Source organism: Leptospira abararensis (genome assembly GCF_016918735.1).
Taxonomy (GTDB): domain Bacteria; phylum Spirochaetota; class Leptospiria; order Leptospirales; family Leptospiraceae; genus Leptospira_A; species Leptospira_A abararensis.
In genome coordinates this window covers 48882-66590 of record NZ_JAFFPR010000019.1, presented here as the reverse complement: position 1 = coordinate 66590, position 17709 = coordinate 48882, and the positions used below count along the sequence as shown (strand labels likewise).

17 protein-coding genes are annotated in these 17709 nt (G+C 39.8%); 5 read left to right on the top strand and 12 right to left on the bottom strand.

The annotated features are described in order from the left end of the window. The first annotated feature begins 35 nt into the window (after nt 1–35). Nucleotides 36–1607, top strand: coding sequence for a 7TM diverse intracellular signaling domain-containing protein (locus JWG40_RS06055; RefSeq protein ID WP_232369212.1), 1572 nt, complete (start codon nt 36–38; stop codon nt 1605–1607). Nucleotide 1608: 1 nt separating this feature from the next. On the opposite strand, the gene JWG40_RS06050 is transcribed toward JWG40_RS06055, so the two are convergent. The 6 genes from JWG40_RS06050 to JWG40_RS06025 all read right to left on the bottom strand — a co-directional run bounded on the left by JWG40_RS06050 (nt 1609) and on the right by JWG40_RS06025 (nt 8425). Beyond that, complete coding sequence (locus JWG40_RS06050) at nt 1609–3561, bottom strand: SpoIIE family protein phosphatase (protein WP_205284956.1); 1953 nt, start codon at nt 3559–3561, stop codon at nt 1609–1611. 68 nt (nt 3562–3629) lie between these two features. Then, entirely contained in the window at nt 3630–4226 is a 597-nt protein-coding gene (locus tag JWG40_RS06045) for a cytochrome C oxidase subunit IV family protein (protein WP_205284955.1), read from the bottom strand. A gap of 13 nt (nt 4227–4239) precedes the next feature. Next, on the bottom strand, nt 4240–5013 hold the full coding sequence (locus tag JWG40_RS06040) for a cytochrome c oxidase subunit 3 family protein (RefSeq protein WP_205284954.1): 774 nt from the start codon (nt 5011–5013) through the stop codon (nt 4240–4242). Beyond that, a complete protein-coding gene (locus JWG40_RS06035) occupies nt 5000–6616 on the bottom strand; it encodes a cytochrome c oxidase subunit I (protein ID WP_205284953.1) in 1617 nt (538 codons plus the stop codon). Before JWG40_RS06035 ends, JWG40_RS06040 begins: the two co-directional genes overlap by 14 nt. A 9-nt stretch (nt 6617–6625) precedes the next feature. Next, the gene (gene coxB / locus JWG40_RS06030) at nt 6626–7588 is read right to left on the bottom strand and encodes a cytochrome c oxidase subunit II (RefSeq protein ID WP_205284952.1); all 963 of its coding nucleotides are present in this window, start codon (nt 7586–7588) and stop codon (nt 6626–6628) included. Continuing rightward, nucleotides 7589–8425 carry an SCO family protein gene (locus tag JWG40_RS06025; protein WP_205284951.1) on the bottom strand — a complete coding sequence of 279 codons (837 nt, stop codon included), beginning with the start codon at nt 8423–8425 and terminating at the stop codon, nt 7589–7591. A 295-nt stretch (nt 8426–8720) separates the two neighbouring features. On the opposite strand from JWG40_RS06025, the gene JWG40_RS06020 reads away from it, so the two are divergent. Genes JWG40_RS06020 through JWG40_RS06005 form a run of 4 tightly spaced genes read left to right on the top strand, consistent with a single transcriptional unit; the run spans nt 8721 to nt 12093 of the window. After that, on the top strand, nt 8721–9602 hold the full coding sequence (locus JWG40_RS06020) for a COX15/CtaA family protein (protein WP_205284950.1): 882 nt from the start codon (nt 8721–8723) through the stop codon (nt 9600–9602). Then, on the top strand, nt 9602–10456 hold the full coding sequence (locus tag JWG40_RS06015; RefSeq protein ID WP_205284949.1) for a heme o synthase: 855 nt from the start codon (nt 9602–9604) through the stop codon (nt 10454–10456). The genes JWG40_RS06020 and JWG40_RS06015 overlap by 1 nt, the downstream gene beginning before the upstream one ends. Nucleotides 10457–10501: 45 nt before the next feature. Next, a complete protein-coding gene (locus tag JWG40_RS06010) occupies nt 10502–11167 on the top strand; it encodes a TPM domain-containing protein (RefSeq protein ID WP_232369211.1) in 666 nt (221 codons plus the stop codon). Further along, nucleotides 11167–12093 carry a TPM domain-containing protein gene (locus tag JWG40_RS06005; protein ID WP_205284947.1) on the top strand — a complete coding sequence of 309 codons (927 nt, stop codon included), beginning with the start codon at nt 11167–11169 and terminating at the stop codon, nt 12091–12093. The genes JWG40_RS06010 and JWG40_RS06005 overlap by 1 nt, the downstream gene beginning before the upstream one ends. A gap of 87 nt (nt 12094–12180) precedes the next feature. On the opposite strand, the gene JWG40_RS06000 is transcribed toward JWG40_RS06005, so the two are convergent. The 6 genes from JWG40_RS06000 to JWG40_RS05975 all read right to left on the bottom strand — a co-directional run bounded on the left by JWG40_RS06000 (nt 12181) and on the right by JWG40_RS05975 (nt 17667). Continuing rightward, the gene (locus JWG40_RS06000) at nt 12181–14238 is read right to left on the bottom strand and encodes a SpoIIE family protein phosphatase (protein WP_205285016.1); all 2058 of its coding nucleotides are present in this window, start codon (nt 14236–14238) and stop codon (nt 12181–12183) included. 43 nt (nt 14239–14281) lie between these two features. Further along, complete coding sequence (locus JWG40_RS05995) at nt 14282–15562, bottom strand: citrate/2-methylcitrate synthase (protein WP_205284946.1); 1281 nt, start codon at nt 15560–15562, stop codon at nt 14282–14284. A 56-nt stretch (nt 15563–15618) separates the two neighbouring features. Then, entirely contained in the window at nt 15619–15969 is a 351-nt protein-coding gene (locus JWG40_RS05990) for an STAS domain-containing protein (protein WP_205284945.1), read from the bottom strand. 42 nt (nt 15970–16011) lie between these two features. Then, on the bottom strand, nt 16012–16233 hold the full coding sequence (locus tag JWG40_RS05985) for a hypothetical protein (protein ID WP_205284944.1): 222 nt from the start codon (nt 16231–16233) through the stop codon (nt 16012–16014). Nucleotides 16234–16284: 51 nt separating this feature from the next. Then, nucleotides 16285–16689 carry a c-type cytochrome gene (locus tag JWG40_RS05980; RefSeq protein ID WP_205284943.1) on the bottom strand — a complete coding sequence of 135 codons (405 nt, stop codon included), beginning with the start codon at nt 16687–16689 and terminating at the stop codon, nt 16285–16287. 63 nt (nt 16690–16752) lie between these two features. Continuing rightward, nucleotides 16753–17667: a TIGR01777 family oxidoreductase gene (locus tag JWG40_RS05975; RefSeq protein ID WP_205284942.1), complete on the bottom strand. Its 915-nt coding sequence runs from the start codon at nt 17665–17667 to the stop codon at nt 16753–16755. Between the last annotated feature and the right edge of the window lie 42 nt (nt 17668–17709).

Here is a 17709-nt window from a genome sequence, read left to right as displayed (position 1 = left end):
GCCGAATGTATCGTACATTTAGAAAACTTATGCTGATGTGGTCGAAGTCCTGCTTTCTCCTTTGCCTTAGTTTATTTATCTGTAACTGCTCCTACTTTCACGAAAACAACGTCACAAACAAATTCGAATCTTTCGAAGACAGGAATCATCAAATCGAAATTTCCAAAATAGAAATGGTTCCTGAATGGAATCAATTGAAAGAAAACACAGTTAACTTTTATTATACGAAAAGCGTTATCTGGTTAAGAGCACCAGTTTCGGCCGTGCGCTTCCAACCTGGAAGTATCCTTTCTTTCGAGTGGCGTGTTCTTGATCATATTACTTTGTATTATCCAAATTCAGGAAAATCTTATACAGAATACAAATCAGGTGATAGTTTTCCCAAATCAAATTGGGCTGTCCCCGAAGCCTTAAATCCAAGTTTTCGCATTCCCTCCGTTTCAAAGGGAAAATACTTTTACATTCGATTAGAATCAAGTTCTTTGATTTCATTTCCCATTCTATTACTGAACGAAAACGAATTTCAAAATAAAATCCTTATCGAATCATCGGCAACTTGGTCACTTTTATGTTTCTCAGGTGTAATGTTGATCATTAGTATATTTTGTACCTTCGCATTTCGATTAAATGAATTTTTTTACTATTCTATTTATGTGATTACAAATACACTCTGGTGCAACACTCAATTTGGTAATTCATTTCACAGCTTTTGGCCGAACGCAATATGGTGGCAAAGTAAGGCAATTTTATTCTTTTTATCTGCTGGCATTGCCGCATCTTTTCAGTTCACAAGATTATTTTTAGAAACAAAAACAAAAATTCCCGTTGCAGATAAAATATTAATCACTTTAGCATCCACCGGGATTGTTTCTGCCATAGGAATCTTAACAACCGAAGAGTATTCTTTTTTTTCCAAAGTAATTAATTTAACTTATATAGTTTCAATTCCTCTAATACTACTAACGGGAATTAAAGTTTTCCTAATGGGCGAAAAAAGAATTATTTTTTTCTTAGTTAGTTGGGGATTGTATTTTTTATTCGGATATATTACTATTTTTTATCATCTAGGAATCACTGATTATACCTTATTAGCTGTCTATGGCCCGGCTTTTGCTTTCCAATTAGATTTATTTTTCCTGTTGTTCAATTTATTTCAAAAACATCAAGATCTAATACTCAACAGAAATAAAATTTCAGAACGGATGTCTGCCCTAGAGTCGCAACTCAACAATAAGTATACAAAATCAAAATTAGAAAAAATTGATTACAATCATTATATACACAAACTGGAATTGTGGATGAAAGAGGCAAAACCTTACCTTGATGAAAAACTAGATTTAGAAAAAACGTCCATAGCGATTGGGCTAAACATCCAACAAACTTCCGAATTAATTAATGCTAAACTCGAATTAAGTTTTCGTTCCTATATCAACTCTTATAGAATAGAGGAAGCAAAAGAACTTCTAAAAAAAAAACCAGAGGTATCGGTGATTGCGATCGCATTCGAAACAGGATTCGGATCAAAATCCAGTTTTAATTCAGAATTCAAAAAAACTACAGGGATTACACCAATTGAATTCAGAAAACAATCTTTAACAATAAAATGATTTACGTTTTACCTATAAGTTCTTTCAATTTAAAATTGTTTGGTTCTCGACTCTGAATTTGTTTGATTAAAAATGAAAACCTGTCTTTGTCTCCGCTTAACCTACAAACATCTGCTAAATGAATTAAATTGCGGACATTGGATGGTTGTCGTAGTCGAACACGTTCACTGAGTTCTTGTGATTCTCCGAGAAAAGATTGGGATTTGTACAAAGAAAACATTCGTTTATATAGTACAGATGTGTGGAACATCCATACCGTATCAGAAGGATAGTTTTCGAGAGCAAGGCTTGCATATTCCATCGCCTTTACTAAGTCCTCTTTTTTCTCATACAATTTGGCGATGTACTTCAATTCGGAGATTGAAGTTTCGAGGGCCGATTCATAAGATAATAATAAATCAAGAGCTCGATCATATTGTTTGTCACGAATATTCTCACGGGCTTCCACATAAAACTTTCCCGGTTTTGGGTAGGCATCCAGATTGTATTGTAGAGATATCAAACTTAGATCATCTGAATACTTTCCCTTCCGCCTAAGGCAATGCAAAACTGACTGCATGTCCCCACCTGCTTCTTCAATATTCTCTAATATTAAGTTTTGGTCCTCGTTGATATCTCGGAACCTTCCCTCTTCCGAAAGAACCAAATCATCTTTTCCGTCAGAACCACAAAAAATTTTGTCTCCCTTTTTCATCTGAAACACGGAGATAAAAGTTTCGGACAATCCCTCCATCACACCTAACTTATAATAGTGGATTTCATTCTCAATAAAGGAAGCCTTCCCATCGCGATACAAAATTACCCATGGATGCTCTAAATTAATAAAATATAAGGTTCCGGTGGATTCCTCTAACAAGCCCACAACGGCGGACACCAACATGGCTCCGTCAAAGGTTTCGAACACCTTTTGTAAATCCAAAAAACAATCGTGTAACCAACGTTCAGGAGACCGGTTGGAAGAAACGGGATCCATCTTCGAACGAATGATGATCGAATTATAGACTGCACCAAGTACAATGGCTCCCCCTGCTCCTTGGATGGATTTCCCCATCGCATCCCCATTAATAAATGCCTTATAACGTTTTCCTTGTAAAATTAAATTAAATACAGATACATAATCTCCGCCTAACTGATATTCTTTGTTTCGGAAGTAGAATTTTTTGTATTGATTGACTACAGTTTCAATCGTAACTGCGCTCCCATCCACTTCATGGCCAAGCAAAGGTTCGAGGAGGAGCGATGTTAAAAAATAATCACCATCTTGTTGAGATTTTAGAGCCTGGATTTCATCCACAGTTTTGGTAATCTCTTCATTCTTTTTGATGATGCGTTTGTGATTTAAAAAGGAATGGAACCTGTATCCTTCAATAATAAACCCACTAAAAATTCCGAGAATGTAACTAATGACCAAGTTTTGCATGGAATAAGCAGAAGCTGCAGTAGTTAGATTTGGTTTATAAACAAGGACAGAAAGAACAAAGATAAAGATAGAAATGGGATAGTAGATAAACATGGTTTTTCTTGGAAGTGGTAAAAATGGAAGGATCATTACCAACATCTGAAATCCAGAAACATAAGGGGCATCGTCTGCGATCCGCCCCGTATAATATGCTGCCGTAAATAACAAATACCCATAGACCAAATAGGCCCAAGTCAAACCTTCCCAAGAAGAATGTATTTTTTTTGAGTGGTTATAGAGGATAAAGGCTATATAAAAAAGACAAAGAAGGCTAAATCCAATTCGAAAGTAGAATAGTTCGGGAAATTCGGGGTGGAGTTTGGCATCCGTATCAAAGGCGAAACCTAACATACCAAAGACGCCAATGATACTTCCGGGGATTTGAATGATCCGAGTGTGTCTGTCTAATTCGATAATATAATCTTGGTTATAAACTTCCCTCTCAGGAACCAGATCTAGAAATTTTGAGAGAATCGTTTTGAAATACTGATACACGATTCTTCATTAGACGAAAAAGCCCGCACAGGAGCGGGCTTGTTTAAAATCGTTTTGGCAATTTTTTTCTAGAAGAAAGGTTTTGCTGGGAACTCAGTCGTCGGAGCAATTCGAGAAATGATATCTCCGAAAGAGAAAGCAAAAAGGAGTGCAAGGAAGGCAAATGCTGATAAGAAAATAACACGGTTCAGCATATTATCATACTTTAAATGCATGAAGTAAGCCAAAACGAAGAAAGCCTTACAAGTAGCAACCGCCATAGCAACGATCATGTTCCACTTTCCTAAGTCGTATTGTGCCACCCAAACGGTTACAAATGTCCCAAAGAAAAGAGCCAATAGAACATATACGTATGTTTTAATGGAAATCACATGGTGGTCATGTTCTTCTTCCTCTTCCCCATCTTCTACCCACATAGAAGCAGAAGCATGGTCTTCTTTGTGATCTTCATCACCTAAAACAAATTTTAACAATTTGCTGTCTTTGTTTTCTTCTGTAAATTTTGCAAACCGATCAGTTTGAAAGAACTGACCGAACCAGTTTACGATAAATCCTAAAATGGTAGCCGTTGCAATCCCTGGAGCAAAGATTCCAAATCCAAGAATCGGAGTGAAAACTGCAACAAGAGCAATGAAGTAAAGTCCGTAATTGATTACGTATTCCATTCTATAATACCTTTTATCCTACCAAATAAAGAAGTGGGAAGAGGTAAATCCATACCAAGTCCACTACGTGCCAAAAAAGACCCACACCTTCTACTGGAGTATAGTATTCAGGTCCTACTTTTCTTCTTAGAGTTTTAATAAAAACCCAGAAGATAAGGAAAGCACCCGCTACCACGTGAACCCCGTGAAGACCAGTCATGACAAAGTAAAAACCATAGAACATTTCCCATCTTGGTTGAGAGATCACCGCTTTTAGGCGAGATACTTCTTCGGCATTTACATGGTTTTTCTCAAGTTCCGCTGGGTTTTTCAAAAGAGCGGAAATCTTAGATTCACACTCTACTCGTTTACCACCAGCAGCGCAAGCTGGATCCACTAGAGAAAACTTTCCAGGAACTGTTCCTACATGAAACTTGTGGCTGTATTCAAAGTATTTGATAACCATGAAGGCACCAGCACAAGCAATGGTAAGAGCAAGCATAATGGCCGCAATCTTATGCAAACCACGTTGCACATAGTTAATTGCCGCAGCCATTGTGAATGAACTGATGAGAAGAACAACGGTGTTTACCGCACCCATCTTCCAATCAAGAGTTTCCGAACCATTCTTAAAAACAGTTGGGTAAAGAGAATGATAGATGAGGTAACCTACGAATAGGCCACCGAACATCAGGATCTCAGTGCAAAGGAATAACCAGATCCCTTGTTTGGAAGAGGCATATTGATGTTCTGCACTCTTAAAATGGTGTTGGTGTTGAAATTCACTTGAAGAACTAACGGAAGTCATATGGCCCTGCAGTTACTGTTGGAGTATTGATAAAGTTTTCGTGTGGAGGAGGAGAAGACGTTTGCCATTCGAGTGTTTTTGCACCCCAAGGGTTGTCAGAAGCTTTTTCCCCTTTGAAAATTCCATGGATGATAGTGATAAGACCTACCAAAAATCCAAGTCCAATGAGCCAAGAACCCACTGTAGAGATTTGGTTGAGATTAGTGTATTCGGGAAGGTAGTCAAAGTAACGTCTAGGCATTCCCATAGCACCGAGTACGAATTGTGGGAAAAAGGTTACGTTGAATCCAGTGAAGATAAGAACCCAAGAGATCCTTCCCCCAAGGTCAGAAGTCATCCTTCCAAACATTTTCGGGAACCAGTAGTAGATACCGCCCATAAGAGCCATAAGAGTTCCCCCCACCATTACGTAATGGAAGTGAGCTACTACGAAGTAAGTATCATGGAAGTGAACGTCCATACCAGTCGATGCAAGGAAAACCCCTGTCAATCCACCGATAGTAAATAGGAACATAAAACCAAGAGCGAAGAGCATAGGCGCTTCGAAGGTAACCGTTCCGCGATACATGGTAGAGATCCAGTTGAAGAGTTTGATGGCAGTGGGTACCCCAACAAACATTGTGATGATGGAGAAAATCACACCAGCAAGAGTAGACTGACCGGAAACAAACATATGGTGTCCCCAAACAAGAAAGGATACTGCTGCAATCGCAACCGAAGAATAGGCAATCGCACGATAACCGAAAATTGTCTTTTTGGAGAACGCAGTGATGAGTTCGGAAATCACACCCATCGCAGGTAAGATCATGATGTAAACTGCCGGGTGAGAGTAGAACCAGAAGAAGTGTTGGAAAAGAACTGGATCTCCTCCTAAGTCTGGATCAAAAATTCCCACACCTAAGGTTTTCTCAGCACCAATGAGAAGGAGTGTGATGGCAAGAATCGGCGTAGCCAAAATCTGAATGATGGAAGTGGAATAAAGAGCCCAAATCATAAGAGGGATTCGATCCATAGTCATTCCCGGTGCTCTTAGTTTATGCGTGGTTACAATAAAGTTTAATCCCGTAAGGATGGAAGAAAAACCCATAGTAAAGGCACCCAGAACAAGCAAAATCACACCATTAGAAGTCTTTGCTGTAGAGTATGGAGTATAGAAAGTCCAACCTGTATCTACTTGGTTAAAGATCATCGAAGAAGCGGCAATGGCAGCTCCTGCAATGAAAATGTAGTAAGAAGCAAGGTTTAGTCTTGGGAAAGCAACGTCTTTTGCACCCAATTGAATGGGAAGGACAAAGTTTCCAAGAAAGGCCGGAATTCCAGGAATGATCACCATAAATACCATAATGGCACCATGGAAGGTCATAAACTTATTGTAAGTGTCCGGCTCTAAAAGTGGTGTCGCACCAAATTTAGCTAAGTGCAATCGAATTCCTAAGGCAAAGAAACCACCGATTAAGAACAGGGTGGAAACTGTTGCAAAGTACATAAGACCAATGCGTTTGTGGTCCAGAGTGGTCATCCAAGACCAGATTCCAGATCCGTGGTTCAGGTAATTATGGTCAGTGGAATGACCATGTTCGGTTTTTGTATGTGCTGAACTCATCTCTCTTCCTTATTTAATGGATTTGATATATTCAATTAGGTTAGCAACGTCTTCATCAGACAATTGGCCTTGGAATACCGGCATTGCTGGCGGATATCCTTCTACGATCTTTGCGGAAGAAACAAGAATGGACTCACGTAAGTAGTTTTCATCTGCTTTGGTTTGGCTTCCGTCAGCAAACTTTCTACCAGAACCAAAAAGTCCTTTCATAGTAGGTCCGACAATTCTGGATCCGTCGACCGAGTGACAAGAAGCACAAGCTTTTTGAGCAAATAGAGTCTTTCCAAGATCGGCAGGGCTATCGGCACCTTTTTTCTCAGCATGATACCAAGCTGCATATTCCTCCGAAGGAACTGCTTTGATTTTAATCATCATACCAGAGTGTTTGGTTCCGCAGTATTCAGTACAGAAAACAATGTATTCACCCGGTTGTTTTGGTTCGAACCAAAGTTGTGTGAGTTTTCCCGGAACCGCATCTTGTTTAGTTCGGAAAGCAGGAACATAGAAACTATGAATGACATCTTTAGAAGTAAGGATAAGTTTTGTAGCCTTTCCTGCAGGAACAATCATCGGATCGTTAGCAGAGCTATAAAATTCTTTTCCGTTTGCATAACGATAAGTCCACGCCCACTGTTCTGCAGTTACGTGAATTTCAGCAGCAATGTCTTCTGGTGGAGTTCGAAGTTTTTCGAAAATGACCATACCCCAGTAGAAAATCCCCATCATGATGACAAGAGGGATGAACGACCAGAGAAATTCTGCAAAATTATTGTGAGTAATGTATGCGGATTTCTGGTCTAAACTTGTACGTTTGAACTTGATGAGGAACCATGTCATTCCACCAATCAAGATGACAAACGAAACAAGGCTTGCTATGATTAGAAACGCATAGAGAAGATCGACTTCTTTTGCGATTTCAGTTGCCTGGATAGGCATGAACGAGGTCGCTGGAATGAGACTGCTCCAAGACATCTATGTGACTCCTTGACGGTTGTTATTTTTTATTTTTCGCCAGTTTATGTATAAAAACGCACCGAGAAGGAGTAAGGTGACCGCCCCCCCGAATTGCATCATCCTGTATGCGTATATCGTATATTTATTTTTTCTCGGATCAAATTGAAAGCAAAATAAAGCAAACTTGTCTACAAAACTCCCAATCTTACCAGAAGATGCCTCTAGAAAGGCAAATTTTAAATCTCTTGGCTCCAATTGAATCCCTTGAAAGATTCTAGATACCTTCCCCTCAGGAGTCAGAACATAAACTCCACTGGCGTGGATGTACTGTTTTGCTTCACCGTCCCAAGCATACCGAAAGTCCAATTGTTTTGTGAGTGCATCAATGGATTCCTGTGTGCCGGTTAGGAGATGGAGTCCAAGGTCTGCTCCTTCTCTACCATATTCTTTCAAATAAGCACCTTTTTTGGGAAACGAAATGGACTCGTTTTCTTTCGGGTCAATGGATACCGCAATGTATTGGTATTCTTTGCCCAGAGACCAATCAAGAGCCTTTAGACCTTGGAACACACCGTTTAGATGGAAATTACAAAGAGTGGGGCATTTGAAATAAACGGGAGATAGGAGGATTGGTTTTCCTTTCGAGAGAAAATCGGAGAAACGAACTGTTTTTCCAAATTCATCACGAAAAGGAATGTCTAGATCGAGAGACTTCCCCGTGACATCGGAGAATCCGATATTTTCAAGTTCTTTAGGGAGTTTGTTTTCCCGAGTTAGATTGGAGTGAGGGTCATACGCATATAAGACCCCAGACCAAAACAACAAACCAAGTAAAAAAGAAAATCTAATGTTCACGAAGGTTTGGCGGTTACCCTATTTGGATTGAACGCTTTTCGATTCCATTCCAGGGTTATCCGGAGTGCCCGGATGAACAAAGGAAATATAAGCGAAAAAAAGAATGTTGAGTACGAGTGTGACAAGGAAAGTCCAGTAGCCACCCTTATTGTAAAGGTCTGTGTTTTGCATAATTTTACCTGTTATAGTCTATACGAAAAACTCCTCTTTTTATCCAACAATTTTTAAAAGATGCAAGATTAATTTTATTTTCCCCAAACTCAGATCACAAAACCTGGAGGAAACAGATAGACGTATGACACTCAAACGTTTTTACACCATCCTTTCCGCTATGATCCTTATCAATCTTCTCTACGGACCACTCGTACGAGCAACAGATTCTGGACTCGCATGTCCTGATTGGCCATTGTGTCACGGGAAGTTTGTGCCGGAATTTACATTCCAAATCTTTATGGAAGTGGGCCACAGATACTATTCTGGAGTTTTAGGAATCCTTGTAGGGATTGGTTTTCTATGGATATTGAGAAACCAAGAGACCCGTGGACGGCTGGGAATTGCTGCAACCTTATCGCTAATTTTTCTAATTTCGCAAGTAATCCTTGGGGGACTGACGGTCACAAAGCTCCTCCACCCAACAACCGTTAACCTTCATTTACTCAATGCAGTTCTCTTACTTTCTTCCTGTCTTACCATTCGATTGCTTATCTCCGAAGATAACACTTCGGTATTTCAATGGGATAGGCCGGGCAAATATTTTTTTGTTTTTACTCTCGCTGTCGTTTTATATCAACTTTTCCTTGGGGGCAAGGTAAGCTCTCATTATGCAGGACTTGCTTGTCCCGACTTCCCTACTTGTTATGGAGAATGGTTTCCAAAAATGGAAGGAACCATTCGTTTCCAAATGGAACACAGGTTGTTTGGTTATTTAGTAGCTCTTTCTGTTCTTTCACTCTCTGCTTACGGCATCCTCTATTTAAAAAACGAAAACGTTAAAAAATCCCTTAAAATTGCCGCTTATTTGATCTCTTCCCAAATTCTATTAGGTGCGATGAATGTATTGTACCAACTTCCGAAACTGATTACCGGCTTACATACGCTAAATGGTGTGCTCGTATTCATGTTTTGTTTTTTTGCCGCTTTTTACCATTTTCGGTCTCAGGGAAAAGAGGCTTTATAATGTTCCGATTATGGAACCAACTTACAAAACCTAGGGTCACTGTACTTGTCCTTGCGACAGTTCTTCCAGGGATGTATCTAGGAACTACAGGATATCCATCCCTCTGGGAAATTTTTATCACTTTATTCGGCACTTATCTAATGAGTTCAGCTTCTTTTATTCTCAATCAGTACATTGAAAGAGAAAGGGATGCTGTGATGTACAGAACTAAACAAAGACCCATTCCTTCGGGAGAAATTTCACCTACCTTTGCACTGATTTTGGGAGTGGTGGTCGCTATTCTTGCTTTTGGGATTTTAACTTACTTCATAAACCTACTAACGGCCGTTTGTGCTCTTTCTGCCTTACTTGCTTATGTATTTTTATATACAATTTGGCTAAAACCAAGAACAGAACAAAACATTGTGATCGGTGGGATCTCTGGATGTATTGGCCCACTCATCGGTTATGCTGCCATGGCCAACGCACTTCCCATTCCCGCTTGGGTTTTATTTCTCATGATTTTCCTTTGGACACCGGCACACTTTTGGGCATTGGCGATTTTCTTAAAAGATGATTATGCATTTGCAGGAATTCCCATGATGCCTGTGGTCTCAGGAATTCAAAAAACAGTGAACCAAATTTTTCTTTATGCCATTGCTTATTCTGCTTCCGTCATTGGGTTTTACTTTGCTGATAATCGAATGGGATTACTCTTTCTTGTTTCTGCAATCCTTCTTACGATTGCAATTTTAGTATTTGCCTATCGATTGAAACTTTCCCAAGATAAAATTCTGGCAAAACGATTTTTCTTCTTTAGCATCTTCCACTTATTTTTAGTAAGTTTGGTTATTGTCATCGATTCTAAAATCTAGGTTTTTTGATTGATTTGGGCGGGAATTCCTGTTTTTCTTCTGCCCATGAGCATACTTGCGCGTTATTTTTCAAAATCCGATTTGGATGAAATCAAAAAAGCAGTCGGAGAGGCAGAGTCCAAAACTTCTGCAGAAATCGTTCCCTATTTTGCTGAATCTTCTCACCATTACAAAGAATGGGCTTGGCTTGGTGCCTTTCTTATGGGTGGGGTGAGTGGCGTAACCTTTTATACAACCCAAAATCTCTATGGTCTTGTTTGGAGTGGCGAATCCTTTTTTGCTGTTTTGTCAGTTTGGGTGGGTGCACTTTTTGGATTAGCCATCACAGCCTTATTTCCCAAAATCAGAATCAACTTGGTTTCGAGAAGCGCCAAACAATACTTTGTCGATCTAAGAGCTAAAGTAGCTTTTTTAGATGAAGAAGTTTTTAAAACTAAGAATAGAACAGGAATTTTAATCTACATTTCATTGTATGAACACTTCGTGCGAGTATTACCAGACAAAGAAATATCAAAGGTAGTTCCCAAGTCTGAATGGGGGGAAGCGGTTCGATTGATCATAGAAGGAATGAAAACAGGGAAAAAAAAAGAAGGGATCGTTTCTAGTATTCTTTTTTGTGGAGACCTTCTAAAAAAATACAATATCCAAATTGAGAAAGACGACAAAAACGAAATCTCAAACGAAATCCGTGACGGTGGGAAATTGATGTAATGAATACCAACCCTAAACCTATAAAAACTAAATCGCATTCTATTCTTAAACAGCCGAAAGGATGGTTGTTTTTTTTGGTTCTTTTGCAAACCATAACAACTCTCTCATCTTTCCCGGTTCCTGCACTCGAAAGACGAGTGACTGACCATGCTGGAATTTTATCCGAAGCTACAATCACCAAACTCGAGTCTGATCTCAAACAATTAGAAGTGGAAACCTCCAATCAAATTGCCGTGTATACCACGCCAAGTCTACAAGATGAACCAATAGAAGATGTTGCGATTCAGATTTTTGATGAATGGAAGTTGGGACAAAAATCCAAAAACAATGGTGTCCTTCTTCTCATTGCACCTAACGAAAGAAAAATGCGAATTGAAGTGGGCCGTGGTTTAGAGGGAGCCCTCACTGACATTCAGGCCAAACAAATCATTCGTAATGAAATTAGACCTAGCTTTAAATCAGGTGATATGGACGGCGGAGTCACTGCTGGAGTGAATGCCATTATGGCAACGATCCGAGGTGAGTATGCACCATCTGAAGATGATGTAGCAACTTCTGGAAACGATCGTTTTTCTGATGTTGCACCTTCAGGGTTTGTGGGCGGAATTTTCACCTTCATTTCCATGTTTATTCCTGCCTTTGGAGGACTAGTATTTACGATTGTGGGACTTCTTGTCCTCTATCCTCTGTTAGTTTTTATCTTTGGTGGAACGGCAGCTCTATTTGTTGCCATTTTTCTTTTTATTTTGGTGATGATTTTAAAAAGAATTTTTGGATTTGGTCAAGGTGGCGGCGGGTCTGGAGATGGTTTTTTCAGTGGTGGAGGTTGGTCTAGCGGGGGAGATTCTTGGTCCTCTGGTGGTTCTGATAGTTGGTCCGGAGGTGGCGGAGACTCTGCAGGTGGCGGTGCATCCGGCGACTGGTAGTTAGGAATATTGATTACTATCAGATAACAACATTCTTTAAATGAGAAGCCAAATCGATTTATAGAAATCGCCTGACACAATTTTCTGTTAGGTGATTTCTATAAAAACAAGAGTGGAATCATCCTTCCACTGAGATTTATTCATCCTCTGAAATAACATGGTTTGGATGGACGGAACAACTTCGACAAATGGTAAAGATGCGGTATTTTGAATTACCTCTAACAAATCAGTCCAAGCCTGGGCTCCATCCGATTCATTTAACTCCTCAAACAAACCGTCAGTAAACAAAAAGATTCGATCTCCCGACTCAACCTTAGATTCAAAAATTCCGTAGCGGTAGTGTTCTAAAATTCCAATGATGGGGCCTGTGTTTTCCAACTTAGTGATGGCTCCATGTTTTTTCATATGAATTTGATTTTGAACACCACCCCCCGCATAACGAAGTATTTTTTGATGGAAATCAAAGTCCATCACGAGAGCAGGAAAGTAAATCTGAAGGTCAGCATTTTTATCGTAAAAATGTTGGTTCATATAGAACAATAAATCATTGGGTCGCATCGCAACAGCAGAGACTCTCTCAAATTCTGATTGGATCATCATGGAATAAAGTGCTGCTTGTAAACCATGGCCCGTAGCATCACCCAAAAAGAATCGATAATAAAAATCTTGAATTCGTTTAACGAAATAAATGTCTCCACCTACCTCGGCAATTGGTTTGTATAATATATCTACTTTAAGATAGGGATCTACTTCAGGAAGTTTTGTGACACTTTGGATGATGGACTTCGCAAGTCTCATATCCTTTCCAATTTGATCGAGTTTCCCTTGTAGTTCCTCTGTTTTTTCTTTGACTCGAGTTTCCAGTCTTTCGTTTAATTCTTTTAATTGGTTTTGTACTCGTTGTAATGTATTGTTTTTTTCGGAGAGTTCGAGAGCCAAATCTTCTGCCTCAACAAATCCTTTAGAGAAGTTTCTAGCGATATAAACAGATTGAACAAAAAACATCATAAAAATCCCGAAATGAATCATAAGAGGACCATGAATGATTAGATTATTTACCAAAATATCGTTTACAAAACTGGCTATAAAGATTGCAAAACTAAACAAAAAGATGACTGAGCCCGCTAAAGAATCACGAATGGCTCTAAAAATCACAACAAAAGTATACCCAGCACCTAACAAAGTAAATATCTGAAAAGGAACCATCAAATATGTGTAAAACGATGACCTAGTCACCAAAACTATGAAACAAAAAGCGAAACCCAAATACTTCAGAAATTCATACACCCTTCTAGAAAAATAAGATTTGAAGAGCAAATAAACGTATCTAGCAAAAATAGGTGTAATCAAAAAGAAACTTAAATAACTTAACTTTAAATGAATTTCCCAAGGAAGGTCAGGATACAATTGAATTACATATTTATTGCCAGTAATAAATACCCGTAATGCGACTAAAATACAAGTAAGTGCAAACCAATACGTAAAAGGATCTTTTTTTCTGTTCCAATACAAAAACAAATGATAGATCCCCATAAACAAAATACTGCCGACGAGTAACATATCTCGTAAAATTGCAAATTCATATTTGTTATGAATGTCCGATGTTCTTCCCAAGGTAATCGCTTGGGCTGGACCACCCTTTCTGTGATGGTAATTGGAAATTTGTAAAACGAAGGACGTTTTGTTTTCTTTTGGAAAAAAATCAACAATCCGGGGACGGTATTCGGGTTTTCCTGTTTGGTAGGAAGTAGCTACAACGCCATTCGATGCAACCTTTACCCCATCAATAAACAGGTTGTAGGCTGTCTCCATTTCAGGGACTCTTAATGAAAGAGGAATCCCTTGTAACCCATGTTGGACTTCGAGATTAAAGGTAGCATAACCATCCCCTGCAAGAAACCCTCGGTTATAAAAAGACTCAGACCAAATTCCCGGCACTTTAAAAAAATGAGGTTCGCGACTGGTATTTAATGTTTCAAATTCTTTTGGTGAGATGAGTAGGCCCGGATAGTATTCCCAATCTCCCGCAAGTTCCAGAGTTTTTGCGGGAGTATTTAAATACGATTCTGCCGATAGAAAACCTCTATTTGCAGTTGGCGGCACTTCTTTCGGTATACACGAAATCAGCGCCAAACACCAAATCATTCCGAACCAACGGAAGTTCATTGAAAATGTTAGTGTAACAAACCTATAGGCGGCTCTGAACAGGGATGTATTTTCTTTGGTTTTCGCCCACATATATTTGTTTTGGACGAACTTTTGAGAAGTCTCCCTTCATCCTTTGTTCTCTCCAATGAGCAAGCCAACCAGGGAGTCTCCCTATCACCTGCATAACTGAGAACATATTCTTAGGGATTCCCAATGTGTGAAATACTAGTCCCGAATAGTATTCAAGGTTAGGATAAAGCAGATTTTCCATAAAATAAGAATCATTCCAAACTAATTCGTCAATTTGGAGAGCTACATCTTCTACAGGGCTTAACTTTTTACCTTTATAGAATTCGCGGATGATCTCGCGAGCTACTTGTGCTCGAGGGCTTACCACATCGTAAGCCTTTTGTCCAAATCCGTTGGTTTGAATGTTTAGGCCACCACGTTTAAATCTTTCAAAATAATCTTTAACAGGTGTTTTTGTTTTGATGATATCTTCGATAAGACCAATTGCTGCCGTGGGCCGTCCGCCTTCACGGGCTCCCCACTGTGCCATGATCCCTGCAGAGATCGATGCAAATAGATTGGCCTGTGTGGATCCAACTACCTGTACCGCTGTGTTGGAAACATTTTGTTCGTGATCCGCATGTAAAATCCACATTTGATTTAGGATACGATCAAACTCTTCGGGAACATTATACTTGTCCGCAGGAAGTTTGTGCATCATATAGAGAAAGTTAGTACAGTAAGGATTTTTATCCAGTGGATAGACAAACGGGTGTCCTACGGCATGTTTGTATGTGAAAGCTGCTATAGTGCGAATTTTTGCTAGTAATCTTGCAATCAGGTCCACTCCCATATCTAGCTTTTCTTCATATTCTTGCAAATAGTAACTAGAAAGTGAGGTTACCATCACCGACAGAACGGCAAGTGGATTGGCAACACCAGGAAAACCATCAAAGAGATTCAACATATCTTCGTGGATCATTGAGTGTTTAGAAAGGCGACTAGAAAAATCGTCTAATTCTTGCTTGGTGGGAAGATTTCCATAAATTAATAAAAACGAAGTTTCCACAAATGTGGATTGATAAGCAAGTTCTTTTAGATCATAACCACGATACGTCAATTCGCCTTTTTCTGGATCACGTCTGGATACTTTAGATAATCCAAGGGCTGTGTTGAACAAACCAGGATCCACAGTCACGAGTCCCGTTTTTCTATAAAAATCGGTTAGGTCGATTCCTTCTTTTCCATCGGTACCAATGATGACCGGTAATTTGTATGTTTTGCCCTTGACGTGGAATTCCACTTCACTCATGAAAAGACCTCTCTCCCTCCTATCTTACGGAAGGGAAGTTAGGAATCTAGAATAATTTAGACTTGGGTGAGTGCAGAATTAAGAGAATCGTGAATGAGGACAAAATCAGTCAAACCGACAATATCCATCACCTTACGAAAATGGGTATTGAGTCCCGCAAATTCGATTTTTCCCTGGTTCTCAGAAGATTTTGTAATGAGACTGATGAGGGTAGCAATTCCTGCAGAATTAATATAAGAAGTTTCGGAAAAGTTCAAAATGACACGCGTACGTTTGTCTTGAGGGATGGATTCGTAAGATTCAACAATTTCTTCTTCAGCTTCGGATGTGATTTCGCCAGAAATATGGATCACAGGGAGGTTTCCCCCATTCTCAAATCCCAACCGAATCTTAAACTCTTCCATCATTAGCTTCCAGGGAAATCCACTTAGAACGCGGGTCAACAAAAATTAGGATTTCGATTTTCTTTCTTCTTTTGTCATTCGACCAAAGGGTTGTTTGCACTTTCGGCAAACAAAGTACACATCGGTCGGTGTAGCTGATATCCCGACAAGACCCATGGCAATCATTCCCCAGGCGGAATACTTCACAACTTTACGTGCGTTTTCATCGGCACGGGTGGTCCCACAATCACAAGTGGGTCGATCAGCTTTTTTAATGATTTGGTTCATAAAGACAAGTGTTCGGCTCCGACCCGTAGGCGGAACCGAAAAAGAGAATGATTAATTTTTAGAAAGGTGTTCTACGTATTTAGAAAGGATGCGAATATTATCATCACCCAAATGTCCGTAAGCAACCATCGGAGATCCTTTGATTCCTTCTTTTAATGTTTTAGTCACGCCCGCAGCAGTGTTTCCGTTTTTCCATTCAGAAGCAGGAGCTTTGTAGTTTCTTGGTTTTGGGTTGAGAGCAGCCGCAGCAGCACCGTCGCCAGCACCTTTCTCACCATGGCAAGAAGAGCAGTTTTGAAGGTAGAGTTCTTCCCCTTTTACAAGCTCAGGATCCGCACTAGCGCTAGATTCAACAGCAGCAGGTGTTTCTTCTTTTGGTTTGGAATCGCCACAAGCTACCATCACAAATGCGAAGGTGAGTGCGAATAGAGAGACTAAGACTTTTTTTGAGTTCATTTCTTACTCCGAGATAAGGATGGCTCCAGTCTCTCACCCTTCTTGTCTTTTGAAAAGAAGAAATCACTGTTTTTCTAAAAGATTTGAAAGAGCCTTTTCTAAATTTTGAAACTGAAACTCATAACCGGTAGAAAGAAGCCGATCAGGTAGCACATACTGTCCTTTGGTCACGACAACGGATCCTTCTCCATAAAGCGCTTGTATGGCGAAGGAAGGGACTTTGAAAAAATGAGGACGTCTTAGTGTTTTAGCCAAAACAATCGAGAATTCTTCATTACTGACAGGGAAGGGAGAAACCAAATTATAAGCACCCTGTGCTGATTCTAACTGCATTAAGTGTAACATGGCAGAAATAAAATCCAATATATGAATCCAACTCATCCCTTGTTTTCCAGATGCAATCGAACCACCCACTCCCATTAAAAAAGGAGGGATCATTTTTTCCAAGGCTCCCCCTTTCGGAGATAGAACGATTCCAGTTCGCAAAACCAAAGAGCGAATGCCTATCGATTTTAATTGGAGAGTTTGGTTTTCCCAGTCCACACAAAGTTTGGCGAGGAAATCGTCCCCTGATTTTGAATTTTCAGTAAAAGGAGGATGAGTTCCTTCACTCATTCCATAATAACCAACGGCACTAGCGTTGATAAAAACTTTTGGTGGAGACTTTAAATCCAAAACACGAGCTACAAGTCCCCTCGTAAAATCAACGCGAGAAATTCTGATAAGTCGTTTACGTTCCTCCGTCCACCGAACACCTGCTATTGGCTCTCCAACCAAGTTTACGATGGCATCCAAACCCTCCAGGTCGGCGGTTTGTGGGAGAAGACAAGAAACGAATTCCAATTCAGGATAGGAGGAAAGTTCGGGAGGTAAGGAAGTTTTTCTTGAAAACACTCGGAAACGATGTCCTTTACGAACTGCCGTTTCAATGAGGGATGTACCGATCAGGCCAGTACCACCGAGAATCCCAATTTTCATTTGATCTCCTTTCGGATAGAATCATAAAAAAAGAAGTAGCCC

Bases quoted from the DNA above. Each gene is read 5' to 3' on its own strand.
- JWG40_RS05995 (WP_205284946.1), bottom strand. From the start codon at position 15,562: ATGAGTGAAGTGGAATTCCACGTCAAGGGCAAAACATACAAATTACCG.
- JWG40_RS06010 (WP_232369211.1), top strand. From the start codon at position 10,502: ATGAGCATACTTGCGCGTTATTTTTCAAAATCCGATTTGGATGAAATC.
- JWG40_RS06055 (WP_232369212.1), top strand. From the start codon at position 36: ATGTGGTCGAAGTCCTGCTTTCTCCTTTGCCTTAGTTTATTTATCTGT.
- JWG40_RS05980 (WP_205284943.1), bottom strand. From the start codon at position 16,689: ATGAACTCAAAAAAAGTCTTAGTCTCTCTATTCGCACTCACCTTCGCA.
- JWG40_RS05990 (WP_205284945.1), bottom strand. From the start codon at position 15,969: ATGATGGAAGAGTTTAAGATTCGGTTGGGATTTGAGAATGGGGGAAAC.
- JWG40_RS05985 (WP_205284944.1), bottom strand. From the start codon at position 16,233: ATGAACCAAATCATTAAAAAAGCTGATCGACCCACTTGTGATTGTGGG.
- JWG40_RS06020 (WP_205284950.1), top strand. From the start codon at position 8,721: ATGACACTCAAACGTTTTTACACCATCCTTTCCGCTATGATCCTTATC.
- JWG40_RS06040 (WP_205284954.1), bottom strand. From the start codon at position 5,013: ATGACTTCCGTTAGTTCTTCAAGTGAATTTCAACACCAACACCATTTT.
- coxB (WP_205284952.1), bottom strand. From the start codon at position 7,588: ATGTCTTGGAGCAGTCTCATTCCAGCGACCTCGTTCATGCCTATCCAG.
- JWG40_RS05975 (WP_205284942.1), bottom strand. From the start codon at position 17,667: ATGAAAATTGGGATTCTCGGTGGTACTGGCCTGATCGGTACATCCCTC.
- JWG40_RS06000 (WP_205285016.1), bottom strand. From the start codon at position 14,238: ATGATTTGGTGTTTGGCGCTGATTTCGTGTATACCGAAAGAAGTGCCG.
- JWG40_RS06045 (WP_205284955.1), bottom strand. From the start codon at position 4,226: ATGGAATACGTAATCAATTACGGACTTTACTTCATTGCTCTTGTTGCA.
- JWG40_RS06015 (WP_205284949.1), top strand. From the start codon at position 9,602: ATGTTCCGATTATGGAACCAACTTACAAAACCTAGGGTCACTGTACTT.
- JWG40_RS06035 (WP_205284953.1), bottom strand. From the start codon at position 6,616: ATGAGTTCAGCACATACAAAAACCGAACATGGTCATTCCACTGACCAT.
- JWG40_RS06005 (WP_205284947.1), top strand. From the start codon at position 11,167: ATGAATACCAACCCTAAACCTATAAAAACTAAATCGCATTCTATTCTT.